Source organism: Muriicola marianensis, from assembly GCF_014638095.1.
GTDB classification, from domain to species: Bacteria; Bacteroidota; Bacteroidia; order Flavobacteriales; family Flavobacteriaceae; genus Muriicola; species Muriicola marianensis.
Window position 1 is genome coordinate 1,787,126 of the sequence record NZ_BMFH01000001.1, and the last position, 16,966, is coordinate 1,804,091.

4 protein-coding genes are annotated in these 16,966 nt (G+C 50.5%); all 4 read left to right on the forward strand.

Going from position 1 to position 16,966, the window contains the following annotated elements; genetic code table 11:
- Positions 1-3 precede the first annotated feature (3 nt).
- Genes IEV19_RS08115 through folB form a run of 4 tightly spaced genes read left to right on the forward strand, consistent with a single transcriptional unit; the run spans position 4 to position 16,918 of the window.
- Positions 4-2,133 (forward strand): PorP/SprF family type IX secretion system membrane protein, encoded by a 2,130-nt coding sequence (locus tag IEV19_RS08115; RefSeq protein WP_188370153.1) that lies wholly within the window; start codon positions 4-6, stop codon positions 2,131-2,133.
- The gene (locus IEV19_RS08120; protein ID WP_188370154.1) at positions 2,133-15,548 is read left to right on the forward strand and encodes a T9SS type B sorting domain-containing protein; all 13,416 of its coding nucleotides are present in this window, start codon (positions 2,133-2,135) and stop codon (positions 15,546-15,548) included. Before IEV19_RS08115 ends, IEV19_RS08120 begins: the two co-directional genes overlap by 1 nt.
- Positions 15,549-15,570: 22 nt before the next feature.
- A complete protein-coding gene (locus IEV19_RS08125; protein ID WP_188370155.1) occupies positions 15,571-16,515 on the forward strand; it encodes a PorP/SprF family type IX secretion system membrane protein in 945 nt (314 codons plus the stop codon).
- 46 nt (positions 16,516-16,561) lie between these two features.
- Entirely contained in the window at positions 16,562-16,918 is a 357-nt protein-coding gene (gene folB / locus IEV19_RS08130; protein ID WP_188370156.1) for a dihydroneopterin aldolase, read from the forward strand.
- The last annotated feature ends 48 nt before the right edge of the window (positions 16,919-16,966 follow it).

The following is a 16,966-nucleotide window of genomic DNA, read 5'->3' on the forward strand; positions in this document are numbered from 1 at the left end:
CCGATGAAACCAAGAATATCCCTTTTATTGTTAGTATGTGCATTGAGCTTCCTGGGCGCGAGAGCCCAGGAAGAAAATCCGTTTATTACGTATGATGTGCCATCACAGAACCTGTTGAAATTCAACCGGTTCCTTATCAACCCTACCTTTTCCACGGTAAGGGAAGACAAGTCGTACATCAACCTCCTGCACAGAAACCAATCGGTTACTTTCGACGACAATAACCAGACCTATTTCCTGAGTTATAGCGGACGGATGAATGACCGAACCGGGCTTGGGCTTAGCCTTTATACCCAGAGGGAAGGGATCATCAGCAACTACGGGGTGTTGGCAAACTATGCCTACGGGGTAAAACTCAACGACAAGAGCAACTTTACTTTTGGGGCTAACGTATCCTATTACAACAGTGGATTTGACCGCAACAGGGCTAATCCTGTGGAAGACGATCCTATTTTAAACGGATTTCAGGAGGTCTCACTCCTTTCATTCCAGCCGGGATTTAACCTGTCTTATGGTAAATTCGACTTCGGGCTCTTTGCGGAGAACCTCTTTGATTACAACCTGAAAACTCAGGAATCCGTATCCGATTTCGCGGACAAGACCTTTTCTGGTCACCTGCAATATACCCATCAGTTTGAAAACACATCCGGGATCTTTGAGAATGCCCGTTTAATGCCGTTGGCCCGTGCCCGTAAAGTTGGGCAGGACGATTTTGTATTAGGTGGTAATCTGATCCTCGACATGCCTAAACTGGGGTGGGTGCAGGGTGGATACGACTCCTTTTACGGTGCTTCGGCCGGTGTAGGTTTCAACCTCAACAAAAGACTTTCCATAGGTTACACCATGGAAAAGGGGCTGTCTAACAACTTCGACAATTTTGGACTGACCCATGAGATCTCTTTCGCCTATTCTATCACGCCGAATCTGACCGAGGACCGGGTGATGCTCGAAGATTTTGAGGACGAACTGGCGCAGAATGACGAGTCTCAGGAAGACCTTCTCTCGGAGGACCCCAGTGATAAGGATACTGAAATCGCAGAACTCAAAAGGAGGCTGGCAGAGAATGATGCCATCCTGGCTGAGCTGATGTACAGGCAGGATTCCCTGGAAAACAACAGGCAGCGGGACCTCGAAGACCGTTTTGAAAGGGTGATGAGGATGGTAAGGCGTGAAACTTCAGGTAAGAGACCCGACCTGGAAAAACGTGCAGAAGAGGTGTATTTCATCAATAATGACAAATCTGCTTTAGCGCAACAAGAAAGGCAACTTCCCGACCCGTCTGATGACCTCAGGGAGGAAGAAAAAACAACTCCGGTTATCGCCAAGAACCAGGTAAGAGATGTGATCGAGAAGAAGAAGACTGCTCCTGTGATCACCGACCCACAGACCCGTGATGCCGTGGCCCAGGTGCAGGCATCATCTGAAAAGAGAAAATCGACCGGCGCTTCTGCCGGCAACGGTGTGAAGAGCAAAAAGTTCCGAGACCTCGAAGGTGTTGAGGACGGATATTATGTGGTTGCCAATGTCTACCGGGACGAGCACTACCTGAACAAATTCGTGGATGCTATGACAGGGGAAGGATTCCCGGCCAACTATATCGACAACCCCAAGAATGGTCTCAAATATGTATACCTGAAGAGATTCGACAGCTGGAAAGAAGCAGAGCAGGCCTATCGCACCAAGATGGGCGGCGATTACACCGGAGACCTCTGGGTGATGAATGTAGAGAACCGCTACAGAAACGATCGGTATATTGCTAATGCGGACAAGATCAAAGAACGGTCATCAAAGTTCGGCACAGATGTGCTGAGAAAGAATGTCGTAGTGCAGGATAATGTTACCGGCACTGTTCCCGAAGAGCAAAGCCGTGGTATTCAGAACGGACATACGGATTACTATATCATAGCCAATGTATTTGCCAACCCAAACAATGCCGCCAAATTCGTAAGGCTATTGAATTCCAGGGGGTTGAGCGCCAGTTATTTTATCAATCCAGAAAATAAATACCGCTACGTATATTTAAAGAAACACAATTCCTGGAATAACGCCCTCATCTCCTACTACTCAAAACTCAACGACTCCTATAACGACAAGATGTGGATTATGCGAGTCACCCCAAATCTTATTGCCTAATGAGACTGAACTTTACTCGAAAAATACTGCTTGCCGGTATAGCCCTGTTTTCTTTCATGGGTTATGCGCAGGAATTCACTCCTTTTACAGTTCGTTATCAGAACAACATCAAGGGTGATCTCACATTTATTGCGAACAACATCGTGAATAGGGATGGGGGCTCCGGAAGCACCGAACCCGAAGATCCCTATAATGCCACGGGAAACTCTTCCACCTACAACGATTGGTTGAACATGCAATACATCGATGTGGACAGCGACCCGAGCACCTTCAGCTCCAGCTCGGCCACTTTTGCATTTCCCAACGCATCCTGTAACCTGATCCGATATGCGGGTCTTTACTGGTCTGCTACCTACCCCAGCGAACAGGCCGGGCAGGCGCTTGGAACCAACCGGCAGAACGACTTCAACCAGGTAAAATTCATGGTGCCCGGGGGCAGCTATGTCGACATTACGGCCGATGCCGTTATTTACGACGGTTTTACAAGTGGAGACCCCTCAGTACAACAGAACAGTCCGTATGCCTGTTATGCAGATGTGACCGCACTGATTACTCCCCTGGCCGATCCAACAGGGGATTATACAGTAGCTAATGTGCGTTCCGTAGTAGGTTCCCTTTCACCCGGAGGCGGGGCCGCGGCTGGATGGACCCTGGTAATTGTTTATGAAAACCCAACTCTTACGGGAAAACTCATTACCACCTTTGACGGTTTTGCCAGGGTAAGGAGTGCAAATCCCACTGTTGACGTCAACTATTCAGGTTTTAATACCATTCCGGTAGGTCCCGTGAGTGCTACCATAGGTGCAGCAGCCCTGGAAGGTGACAACCGTATTACCGGTGACCAGATGCTTTTCCGCGCTGCCAGTAACCCTACTTTTACCAATATAAGCGACCCGGTGAATCCGGCTAACAACTTTTTTAACAGCAACATCACCCTCGATGGTGCCATTACCAATAATCGCACCCCTAACAGCGTAAATACGCTGGGATACGATACAGACATGTTCCTGCTGAACAACCCGTTGAATTCGGTGCTTCCCAATTCAGAAACAGACGCCACCATCAGGTTCACCTCATCTGGTGACCAGTACTATCCCTTCTTCAACTCCTTTAACGTGGAGATCATTGAGCCCAATATCGTGGTGGAAAAAACGGTGGAGGATATCGCAGGGAACGACATTACCGGTATGGGCGTGAATCTGGGTCAGTTGCTAGATTATGTCCTCGCTTTCCAGAATATTGGCAATGATGACGCTACCAATTACGTTCTCAGAGACGTACTGCCCGTTAACGTCACACTGGATGAGTCAAATCTCGTTCTACCGGCCGGAGTCACCTATGTCTATGATGCTATCAACAATGAGATTTCCTTTAATATTCCTGACAATATTGTAGAGGCCGGAGATCCTGTAAGAGAGATCAGGATGCGCGTGCGCGTAGCTGAAAACTGTTTTGATTTTGTGGACGCCTGTACGGACCAGATCCCTAACCAGGCCTATTCCACTTACCAGGGTGTGATCAATGACAATGTGATCACGGACGATCCCAGTGTGTCGGATTTTGACGCCTGTGGATTTGTAACTCCTGGGGCGACCAACTTCCTCCTGGACGATCTGGAAAATTGCGATTACAGCCGGACCGTACAGCTTTGCGGGGACGACGTATTACTCGATGCCGGCGACAATTTTGACAGTTATGTCTGGTACCGGGATGAAAATATGGATGGTGTCATCGATCCAGGGGATACGATCATCGATGACGGGGATCCCGATGGGGACCCCAGTACCCAACTCGTTACCGAGGTTGGGATGTACATTGTTGACAAGATCGTAGCGGATCCCTGTAAAGGATTCCAGGAGATCATCACAGTAGAGAATTTTGGTGCCACCCAGACCAACCCTATCATCGACCTGATCAACGACCCTACGAATACTGTAGAAGGTGAGATAGTGACCTGTCCCAATGACGGGGAACTCCTTCCCAAGGTATTTTTGTGCGGCCTGAATGATACCGAATTGATACAGGTTAACATCCCCGATGCCGACAGCATCGAGTGGGAGCAGCTGGATACCGCCAGTTGTGCTTCTGCAGGGGCCGACTGTGCCAATAAAAATTCCGGATGTACCTGGAACAATGTAGGAACAGGAAGCAACTGGCTTGCTACAGATCCCGGAGAATACCGGATGATCATCAACTACCAGAATGGGTGTTTTACAAGGTTCTATTTCAACATCTTTAAGAACCCGCTTAATCCTCAGGCCAATGTCACTGACCTGATCTGTACTTCCCCGGGGAACATTACGGTGACCAATATGCCTGCTGATTACGAGTATCAATTGCTCGATGCCACAACGGGAAATATACTGGTGCCTTACAGTGCAGGAAATGGACCTAGTTTCACCATCAACAGTAATGGTGCCTACACTGTAGAAATGAGACAGGCAGGCGTGACCGATGGTTGTATTTTCAGGCTTGAGAACATAGGGGTGCTTGCCAGGGATTTCCAAGTCGACATAACCACCAAGGATACGGATTGTACAGGCCTTGGTGAAATCTCGATTTCCGTCTTGGATGTTGAACCCCAGTATTATTATGAGATATCTCAGGGAGGAACCACTGTCGATACATTCGGCCCTTCTGACGACAACAATTACACTTTTGAGAATCTCAACGATGGCACCTATGATGTTCTGGTGACCACAGACGATGGTTGTTCCTATACCGAGCAGGTTGTGATCAATAATTTGACAGATCTTACACTAACTGCGCAGATCTCTCAGCATATCTCGTGCAGGGAGGGTAATATACAGATGGATTCTGATGGCGGAAGAACGCCTCATGTTTATGCCATCTGGTCTTTTGTAGATGAATCGGGAACCCCGGTCACCTCTTATTCGAATCCCAGTGATATTCCCGCTTCTGAATTCCAAACCAGTGTGATATTCGATGTCCTTGTGCCAGGGGATTACACCTTTGTCGTAGTTGACAAGAACAATTGTTTCGCCATTTCAAATACGGTAACAATTGTCCTGGTTCCTGAGATAGAATATGACCCGGCAACCATCATAGACGAAACATGTTTTGGAGCTGCTGATGGAACTATACAGTTTAACCTGACGGATACAAACGGATATCAGGTAGAGTTCTTCCTTTTAGATGAATTTGGCAATGAACTTGCCAATAACACATCCGGTGTGTTTACGGGATTGGCACAAGGTGATTATACCATCAGACTCGATCAAAGCAAAGGGGGGGCCACCTGTGAATTCTTTGAGGATTATACGGTATCAGGCCCTTCCAATGCCCTGTCCGGAGATGCTGTCCTTGTTCAAGCCTACACTTGTTTACAAGATGGTATCATTGAAGCACAGAACGTCACAGGAGGTACGGCTCCTTACGAATACAGTATAGATGGGGTCAACTTTGTAAGCGGCGCCGGTTCAGAGACCTTTACAGGCCTTACTCCGGGATCCTACACTATCACCATACGGGATGCCAACGGCTGTATTATCACCACGAATACGGTTACCATCGACCCGACCAATGGGCCTACAGACATCAGCTTTGCAGCCACGACACCCACCTGTCCTGCTTTGACAAGCGACCTGACCCTCACGGTAACAGGAGGTACTGCCCCCCTGACCTATGAGATCATCGCCCCGGCTCCTGTCAATAACGGAAATAACAATGTCTTTACGGGACTCAGTCCGGATACCTACACCTTCCAGGTAACTGATGTAAATGGGTGTTCCTACCAGGAAAATTATACGGTTCCTTCTGTCGCGCCTATTCAGGTGTCCGGAGTCCTGGTGAGCAACGTCACCTGCTTTGGCGGCGCTGACGGGGAGGTCTCCTATTCGGTGGCCGGATTCAACAGCACGTATTCGTATTCGGTGAATGGCGGTGCAGCCGTAACAGGTCAGTCTGCTGCAACTATAAGTCTTACCGGACTTACGGCAGGTGACTACACGGTCCTCGTCACCGATGAGGTAACGAATTGTACAGATTCGGAAACCATTACTGTCAGTGAACCTGCAGCGGCGTTGAGTTTTACATTTACCTCAACCCCTCTCACCTGTGCTTCAGATGCCTCGGTAACTATTACGGCCAGCGGGGGCTGGGGTGGTTATTCCTATCAGCTGGAGCAACCTGATACCACTGCGCTGGGGCCCCAGGGAAGCAATGTCTTCTCCGGCCTGACCCAAACAGGAACGTATACTATTTCCGTTACAGATTCAGAAGGATGTGTGGAAACCGACACCTTTGTGATCTCGGCACCTGCCAATCCAGCTCTCACCCTGGATCCGGCAACCGACCTCTGTTATGATCCTTCGACAGGAGTTACCCTGAATGCCAATGTGACCGGAGGTGTAGGCCCTTATTCCTACAGCCTGAACGGAGGTGCCAACCAGAGTTCCAACGTATTCGCCAATCTGACCCCCGGTTCTTATACCGTAGTGGTAACTGATTCATACGGGTGTACGGCTACCTCGAATACCGTAACCATCGAACCTCAATTGACCCTGAACGGTGTCCTGACCAAGGAACTGGATTGTACCGCCTCCCCCGATGCCGTGATCGATGTCACCATCAATGGGGGATATGCGCCTTTCAGCTACCAGGTAAATGGCGGCGGAAGTGTGGCAGTAGTGGGCAATACCTTTACATTTACCACAGCTGTCGATGGTTCCTTTACCTTCCTCGTTACCGACAATGAAGGATGTACTGCGCAGACAACCATCGTAGTAGATCCCATCACCAACCCGGTGGCTACGCATACGGCCACTGATCCCACCTGCGACAGCAATGCAGACGGATCCGTGGAGATCCTGATCGATCCGAACTTCGGAACTGCACCCTACCAGGTAGATTTTGACGGGGCCGGATTCTCCAACCAGACCGTTTATAGCAATTTGCCGGCCGGAACCTATAATTATGTTGTCAGGGACAGCAAATCATGTACCTACAACGGCTCTGTGACGCTTACAGCGCCCAATCCTATCTCAGCGGATGCAGTTATTATCCAGAACTATACGTGCCTGCAAACGGGCTCTATTCAAGCCCAGAACGTAACCGGTGGAACGCCAGGATACACTTATAGTATTGACGGGGTAACCTTTCAGGCGAGCGACACATTTACCGGCCTGACAGACGGAGCCTATACCATTACTGTAATGGACAGCAATGGTTGTACCTTTGTCACTGCCAGTGCGGTGATTCCGCCCCTGGATCCCCCAACCGATATCTCTTTCGCTGCCACGCCTCCAAACTGTCCGGCCCAGACCTCAGATATCACCTTGACAGTAACCGGAGGAGTAGGTGCGATCACCTATGAGATCATCGCTCCTGTTGCCGTAAACAACGGCAACAACAACGTATTTACGGGGCTTGCGCCTGATACGTATACCTTCAGGGTTACAGACAGCAATGGATGTAGCTATGACGAAAATTTCACACTTAACCCTGTTGCGCAAGTACAGGTTGCCGGTGTGCTGGTGAGCGATGTAAGCTGTGTAGGGGCTGCTGACGGGGCTATCGACTTCACCGTTTCTGATTTTGCCACTACGTATTCTTATACCGTAAATGGCGGTGCCGCTGTTACAGGTCAATCCGCAGCCACTATTAACCTGACCGGACTGGTGGCCGGAAACTATACCATCATCGTAACGGATGAAACCACGAATTGTACAGATACGGATACCATCACCGTTAGTGAGCCGGCCAATCCGCTTGCGTTCACTTTTGTGGTAAGCCCTCTTACCTGTACCACCGATGCCAGCGTAACGATCACGGCAACAGACGGATGGGGCGGGTACACCTATGAGCTAGTGCAGCCGGATACCAGTACGCTGGGTCCTCAGGCCCTGAATTCGTTCTACGGCCTCAACCAATTGGGTACCTACACCATTAACGTCACCGATGCCGGTGGGTGTACCGTATCTGACACCTTTGATATTGTTACCCCTGCGAACCCCGTGGCCAGCATCGACGCGGCCTCTACGCTTTGCTATTCCTCTACCAGTCCGGCTACCATTGTAGTGGGGGCTACCGGTGGACTGGCGCCTTACTATTACAGCATCAATGGTGGGCCTACTCAGACCTCCAACACTTTCAGTGACCTTATTCCGGGTAATTACACCTTCACAGTACTTGACTCAAACGGTTGTACAGATGATATCGCCGTGACCATTGAGCCTGAAGTTACCCTTACTGCAACCCTGGTAAAAGATCTGGATTGCTCCGCTTCTTTTGATGCTGTTGTTGACGTGACCACTGCCGGTGGGTATAGCCCTTTCACCTATGAAATCAATGTAGACGGAGCGGGCTACGTAGCTTATGGCGGAGGATTCCCCTATACTACCACCACTCCCGGAACCTACCAATTCCGTGTGACAGACAGCCAGGGATGTACTGCGGAATCCAATGTAATTACCGTAACTCCCGTTGTAAATCCGGTGGCAACCGCCATTGTTACAGACCCTAACTGTTTTGGTGATGCAAACGGCATCGTGGAAATTGATATTGACCCTTCCTTTGGCGTGGCGCCTTTCGAGGTGAGCTTTGACGGTTCTCCATTTAGTGCCCAGACCGTTTATACAGGTCTGTCTGCCGGAACCTACAATTATGCCGTAAGAGATTCAAAAGAATGTACGTATACCGATACGGTAACCCTCACAGATCCCGCTCTTTTTGACGCCAACGTCACGCCCATTGACGTAAGCTGCGGAGGCGCAGGCGTTGGGGATATTCCGGGAAGGATAGACATCAATATCACCAGTGGTGGTGTCCCAAATTTTACCTACACTTTATATGACAACCTGAACAACATCGTCGTAACGACAGGACCCAATCCGATCGTCAATACCCCGGCCACCTCCGTGAGCTTTGATGGCCTGGATTTCGGGGATTACTACGTGCGTATCATCGATGCCAATGGTTGTGAATATTACGAAAACCCGGTTCGGGTAAGGGCTAACCCCTTCCTGACCCTGAACGCTGCTCCTGCCATTGTGGATTGCCCCACGGGAGGTACGGTAGAGCTTTCTGCAGACGGTGGATCCGGTAGTTATACCTTCTCCATCTACGGTTCGGGCGTAGGCCCCACCACCGAGGTGCCAGGTCCTGGCCCCCTTGAGGAAACAGCCACATTTACTGGACTCAATGCCGGACAGACCTATATCTTCCAGGCTATTGACGATGGCACCATGTGTTCCAGTTATGTGGAAGTGACCATTCCAACGCTGTCCTCTATCGATGTGGTGGCAGACCCTGTAGTTACCTATGTAACCTGTTTTGGAGACACCAACGGCAGCATCTCCTTCCAGATAGAAGGTTATGACGGCACTGTGACCGATATCAACTACAGCATTCTTGAGTCCCTGACCAACAACCCTCTGGGAGCTCCTTACACAGGAACTGTTACCGGTCCTGCCGGTCCCGGTCCGACCCCCGTTGTCAATCTCACGAATATTCCCCCGGGAGATTATGTGCTCTATTTCGAAGAAGCGACATCGCCATTCTGTTCTAACACTTACGCCTTCAGGATCCTGGAGCCCAGCCCCATTGTCCTGAATCTGGTCGACAACAACAATGCGAACTGTAATGAAGACGCCCAGGTGACCGTGCTGGCCACCGGTGGGTCCGGAGGCTTTACCTATGCCTTCGTACAGGATGGTGTGGCTCCAGTACCCGGTGATTTCACCGCTAGTAATTACGCAGAACTGGATCCAGCCGTGAATACTGACTGGGATGTCTACGCTCAGGACAGTAATGGGTGTGTATCCCCTGTTCTGGACGTGACCATAGCTACGGATCCCTCCCCTGTGATCTCCGCAGCAGTTCTCAATCAGTGTGCGGCTCCCGAAGGAGCTTTTGAGGTCAGGGTTACCCTTGACAATGCCGGTGTGGGGCCTTATGTTATCAGTGTGAATGGAGGTGCCTATCAGAGCACTTCCCTGGTCAATGCTGGCGATTTTGTAGACTTTACCGGCCTTTCTTCAGGCAGTTACACCTACACAGTCAGAGATTCTAACGGATGTGAAACAACGGACTCAGTAACGATTTATACACCATCCTCTCTGGCAGCAGAAGCCCTCGTACAACCTACTTGTGCAACCAACGATGGCCAGGTGCTGCTCACTCCCTATGGAGGCTCCGGGGTGTATACCTATGAGCTCTTCCTCGGTGCGATCAGTGTTGCCGGACCTCAGGTATCTCCTCTCTTTACAGGTCTTGCACCTGGTGTGTATACGGCTTATGTCTATGACACTCTTGTAGCGGGATGTGGATCTTCCGTTAGTGTAGAACTGACCGTTCCAACCAATGTCTCATTCTCCATAACACAGACTGATGTGACCTGTACCGGGGCCAGTGATGGAACAGTTACCGCTATACTCGATCCCGGAATGGATAATCCTCCATATGAATACGAACTATACGACGGTACAGGACTCATCTTGTTGTCCGGACCGCAGCCGGATCCAACCTTTACAGGCCTCGCAGCCGGCAACTACGAGATCCTCGTAAGGTCTTCCAGATTGTGTGAGGACAGGATCCCCTTTACGATCACCGAACCTGCCCCTGTTGACGTAGTAGCCACTGCAACCGACTTTGCCTGTGACGCAGGCAACGCTCCAACTCAGGCGGTGATCACTGCTGTGGGATCAGACGGTACTGCGCCGTATACCTACAGTATAGACGGGGTAAACTTCTTCAGTTCCAACACTTTCAATGTAAATGATACCGGTGCAGTGCAAAATTTCACCGTAACCATCCGCGACGCCAATGGGTGTACAGATACTGACAATGTCACCATCAACCCATTGCCAACTATCACGGATGTTAGCGTGGCACAACTTGTTGCTATTACCTGTAGCAATGACGAAACTGTTAGGCTGACGGTGACCGGAGGGTCTGGCGACTTCGATTTCGACCTGCTCCCCCTGGGAAGCCAGCCGACACAATCGCCTGGTGCAGGAGTATTTACGGCAGATTTCGACCTGTCGGCGCCCGGGGACTATACCTTCCGGGTAACGGACAATGTAACAGGATGCTGGTTTACTACCGTGCCTTACAACATCCCACCATACGATCTTATTGAGGTAATCGCGACTGCAGTTACCCCGGTAACCTGTTTCGGGGATACCGATGGTGAGCTGTCTATTCAGGTAAATAACTACCTTGGCAACTATACCTATCAGGTCTTTGACGGTGCCGGCACACCGGTAACCGGAGTGGTGCCATCAGACACCTCAGTAAACCCAAGGACCATCTCCGGTCTGCCTGCTGGAAATTTCTATGTGGAGGTAATCGCCACAGACACTCCATTCTGTGACGATATTTCAAATACTATAACCATTGGTTCTCCGGCGGCTCCGGTAGCCCTTGCGGTGACCAGCAATATCAATGCGAACTGTAATATCGGGGCGCAAGTGAGTGTACAGGCTTCCGGAGGAACGCCGGGCTATCAGTACGCCTTCATGCCGACTGGAAACGTCCCTGCTGCCGGCGATTATTCAGCCAGTGCCAGTGCCGTACTCAATCCGGCTACCTATCCCGCAGACTACGACATCTATGTCCAGGATACCAACGGATGTTCTACATTCATCACGGTGACCGTTGATGAGGATCCGCTGCCTACAGTAACAGCCCCTGCTTTTGCCACAGATCAGTGTACTTCCGACGGAACGTCCTACAGCTTTACCGTTGTGGGTACCGGAGTAGCACCTCTCGAATACAGCGTGGGTGCAGGATACCAGTCGAGCCCCACCTTGACTGTATCCGCCCCAGGCACTTATACGGTTACCGTAAGGGATGCCAACGGATGTACGGATACAGATACGATCACCATCCTGCCGCCGCTCAGCCTCACCCCTGAAGTGATTGCTCAGCCTTCCTGTGCCTTGAATGACGGGGAGGTCAGGATCACTGCCAGCGGAGGATCGGGAAGCTATGAATACGACCTGCTCGACGGAGGCGGTGTGAGTGTGATAGGCGGAGTGCCTCAGGCCTCAGATACATTCTCCGGTCTTGCCCCCGGAAATTACACAGCTGTCGTATACGACACTGCCGGTTCAGGGTGTGATGCCCAGGCGCCCATTACCCTGGAAGCCCCCACCCCGGTGACCTTTACCTACAACAAGGAAGACGTATCCTGTGCAGGGGGAAGCGATGGATTTATTCAGGTAGTCCTGGATCCGTCAAATGACAATCCTCCCTACACCTATACTCTTGATGATGGGGTGAACCCTCCCGTGGTACAGACTAGTCCGCTATTCAATAATCTATCGGCCGGTTCATATGACATCACGGTCACCTCAGACCGAAATTGTACCCATACGGAGACCGTTATTATCAATGAGCCTCTGCCTCTGTCGGTAACAGCTTCGGCAACCACTTTTGCCTGTAACCCGGATAATTCCGTGGCCCAGGCTGTGATCACTGCGGTGGCCACAGATGGAACGGCTCCTTATTCATACAGTATTGACGGAGTGAATTTCTTCAGCAATAACACCTTTAACATCAATGATACCGGGGTTGTACAGAATATAACCGTTACCGTAAGGGACGACAACGGCTGTATAGCCACAGATATGGTCACCATTGATCCTCTGAATGTCTTTACCGCAGTTGTTACGCAGGTAACTGCTATTTCCTGCGTGAACCCGGAACAGGTGCTGGTCACCATTTCTGACGACGGCAACCCTGGTAACACCTATACCGTAGAGGCTCTGCCGATCGGGAATCCAAATGCGACTCTGACAGGAACACCGACCAATGTTACGGCAGAATTTGACCTTAGTGCTGTCGGTACTTATGTGTTCAGGATCACCGATAATGCTACGGGATGTTATTTCACAACAGCTCCTTATGAGATACTTCCCTATGACACCATAGATGTTGTGGCGACCGCTACTGCTCCCGTGGTGTGCTACGGAGATTCCAACGGTGCTGCTGAGATCAACATCAGCGGGTTTACCGGAACCTATAACTATGAAGTGTTTACTTCTGCAGGGGTTTCAACCGGAATGGTCGGTTCTGCTGATACGAGCACCAATCCTTTGGCTATCAATAGTTTGCCGGCCGGGAATTACTTTGTAAGGGTAACTGAGACCGCCTATCCTTTCTGTGTGGAAGACAGTAACATCATCACCATTGTTTCCCCGAGCTCGGCCCTGACAGCCATTGTGAGCGAGATTGCGAACGTGACCTGTACCAATGACCAGGGGGAGATCCTCGTGGATCCATCCGGTGGGTATGCGCCATATGATATCGTATTGACCAACACGACCACAGGTCAGGTCTACACCGCCAATGGCGTGAACAGCCAGACCTTTACCGGCCTGTCTGCCGGGAATTTCACCGTGGATGTTACGGATGCGGGTGGATGCGTTCTCAACGATACAATCACCCTTACCCAACCTTCGCCCATAACTGCAGATATCACAGCTACCCCAACCACTCTGGTTTGTTATGGGGATACCAATGCCACAGTAACGGCGATCAATGTCCTGGGAGGACAAGGGGTATACCAGTATCAACTGAACTATTACGATCCTACCGGAACGGTGATCGATTTCACCAGCGGAGGGCAAACAAGTCCAGTGTTCAACAACCTCGGTGCGGGTATCTACAGCATTACGGTGTCTGACGGCTGGAATTGCGATGTGGAAACCGTGCAGGTGACCATCAGCGAGCCTTCAGACGTAGAGAGTTCCCTGATACAGGCCACAGCCATGACCTGTACCAATGACGCAGAGATCATCCTGACCGCCACCGGTGGAACCGGACCTTACGAATACAGTACGGACAACGTAGTGTTCTCACCTATGTCAGCAGGAAATACCCACACGTTTACCGTAACACCAGGAGCCTACCAGTACTACGTGCGTGATTCCTTTGGTTGCGAAGCGAATATCAGCAACCAGGTGACCGTGGATCCTGTGCCGCCTCTGATGATCGACCTCGACCTCAGTGCTGCAGTGATCAATTGTACGGGCGAAGCCACCGCGACCATAATTGCGGATGCTACGGGCGGACTCGGGAATTACAACTACGAGCTGTATTCCGATGCTGCGCTGACGAACCTGCTTGCCGGACCTCAGACAGACGGGGAATTCAATAACCTGCTCGCCGGTAGTTATTACATCCGTGTGACCAGCGGGGATTGTGTGGAAGTGACTTCTGAGATCCTTATCACTGATCCGGTTCCGCTTCAGATAGATACACAGGAATTCACCAATGTGACCTGTGCCGGAGAGGCAGACGGAACCATTACGGTAGAAGTTTCCGGAGGAACCGGCAATATCCTGTACGCCATATCTCCAAACCTGAACCAGTTCGATACGGTAAACTATTTTGACCGACTGGCACCAGGGGTCTATGATGTGATCGCCCAGGATGTGAACGGATGTTTCCTCACCTTCCAGTTCACCATCACAGAACCTTCACCAGTAACAGCTACTTTCGTGGCCGAACCCGAGATCTGTGCGGGCAGTGAAGATGGTACGATCACCGTCAATGTTTCAGGTGGTACAGCCCCCTACAGGACTGCGCTGAATACTACCGTTGATTCGGCCTTTGTTCAGGACCAGTTCTTCTATTCAGACCTGGCAGCAGGAACCTATGTAGTATTTATTCGCGATGCGAACGACTGTGAAACCAACGTGATCGTTGAAATAGAGCCCGGAGTGAACCTTAATGGGGTGGTGACGCCTGTGTATGAATGTACCGGCAACATCCCGGACAACTATATCAATGTCACAATGGAGGATCCTTCTGTCCTTGGTTCTATCATGTATGCACTGGATTCAACCGATCCTGCCGATATGCAGCTGAACCCTGACTTTACCAACATACCACCGGGGTCCCATTACGTGGCTATCTCCCATGCAAATGGGTGTATGATCACCCTCGATTTCGAGATCGATAGTTTTGAGCCTCTGACCCTGACGCTGGAGCAGAACAACATTAATGAGATCACGGCAGTTGCTGCAGGTGGATCACCCCCTTATACCTTCTATTTTAATGGGGATGACAATGGGGAGGACAACACCTATTACATCACGGAAACGGCTACCCATACGGTACGTGTGGTAGACAGCCTTGGATGTGAGATGGAGGCCCAGATCTTTATGGAGTTCATCGATATCGAGATCCCGAATTTCTTCACCCCTGACGGTGACGGAATGAACGACCTGTGGATCCCGAGGAACATGGAAGGCTTCCCTGAAATACTAATCAAAATATTTGACCGTTATGGTAGGGAGATCGGTGTCATGTCGATAGACCATACAGGCTGGGACGGCACCTACAAAGGAAATGAATTGCCTACCGGGGATTACTGGTATATCGTGAAGCTCAATGGAGAGCGTGATCACAGGGAGTTTGTAGGGCACTTTACACTATACCGATAAGCCGATTAACCGAATCAAAACTATGCGTAAGTCCATCGTATTTGTAATCTTATCACTGAGCGTGTTGTTCGCCAGGGGACAGGAGCTTACCCTGCCTCAGCTTTCCCAGTACCTGGCCGACAACCCCTTTGTGATGTCGCCGACCTACGCCGGGATTGGTGATCACATCAAGGTGCGTATCAACGGACTTACCCAGTGGGTAGGGATCAAGGATGCCCCGGACACCCAGTCTCTGGCTGCAGATGCCCGGATAGGGAACAAGTCGGGCCTCGGGATGCTGCTCTACAATGACAGCAACGGGGAGACTAAGCAAAGGGGGGCGCGCCTGTCCTTTGCCCACCACCTTACGCTCGACAGGTATGACGATGAGTTCCTCTCTTTCGGGATCTCATATAACTTCAACCAGTTCCGTATCGACATAGAAAATTTTGACAGTCCGGATCCGACGGTTACTGACGACAGGGCGACGACCAACCACAACTTTGACGTGGGTGTGCTTTACAGGAAGGACAAATTCTATTTTAGTTTGAATGCTTCCAACCTACTCGACAAGGACCTCACCCGTTTTAACCCGGTCTTTGAGCCCAACAGGCTTCGGAATTACTACATATACACCGGTTACCGTTATACAAAGAACAAGAACAGCAGGCTGGAGATTGAACCTTCCATCTTCTTTCAGTTGTTCGAAAGTGACGGAAGATCTGTAACCGACCTCAACGTTAAATTCAGATGGTACGATTTTGAGGACTATTACTACGCAGGCGTCACCTACCGCTTCCTGAATGACCAGATCGGTAATCCCCTCTACATTGCGCCCATCATAGGTCTCAAGAAAAGCAATTTCTACTTCGGGTACTCCTACCAGATCATCCTGAACGAGATCCTGGGATTCAGCACGGGAACCCACGTGGTTACCCTCGGGGTCGATCTTTTCCAGGGGCTGAGCAATTGCCGCTGCACCTACTAAGAAATCTATTCCTTTTGCCCTACCTTTGCCTCTTCAGGAAGCAAAGATGCACACCGTTACCTTAGAAAATATCAGGTTGTACGCCCACCACGGGTGCCTGGAGGAGGAGACCGTGATCGGCAGTGATTACCGGGTGGATGTAGAAGTTCAGGCCCCGTTGGATAAGGCTGCCAACTCGGATGACCTGGAGGATACCGCAGACTACGTCACCATCCATCATATCGTAAAAGAAGAGATGAAGGTGCCTTCTAAATTACTGGAACACGTCGCCAGACGTATTGCGGTGAGGATCCTGGATGAGATTTCCATCGTGCAAAAGGGAAAAGTAGTCGTTGCTAAGGTAAATCCGCCCATTGGGGGTGACGTGGCTTCCGTTTCGGTGAGCTATTTATTTAGTCGATAAGCAGCCGGGGAAATCCTGTTTTTTTGACGGTGTATTCATTATCTTTGC

Coding starts and splice junctions, on each gene's coding strand:
- IEV19_RS08115 (WP_188370153.1), top strand. CDS start 4: ATGAAACCAAGAATATCCCTTTTATTGTTAGTATGTGCATTGAGCTTC.
- IEV19_RS08120 (WP_188370154.1), top strand. CDS start 2,133: ATGAGACTGAACTTTACTCGAAAAATACTGCTTGCCGGTATAGCCCTG.
- IEV19_RS08125 (WP_188370155.1), top strand. CDS start 15,571: ATGCGTAAGTCCATCGTATTTGTAATCTTATCACTGAGCGTGTTGTTC.
- folB (WP_188370156.1), top strand. CDS start 16,562: ATGCACACCGTTACCTTAGAAAATATCAGGTTGTACGCCCACCACGGG.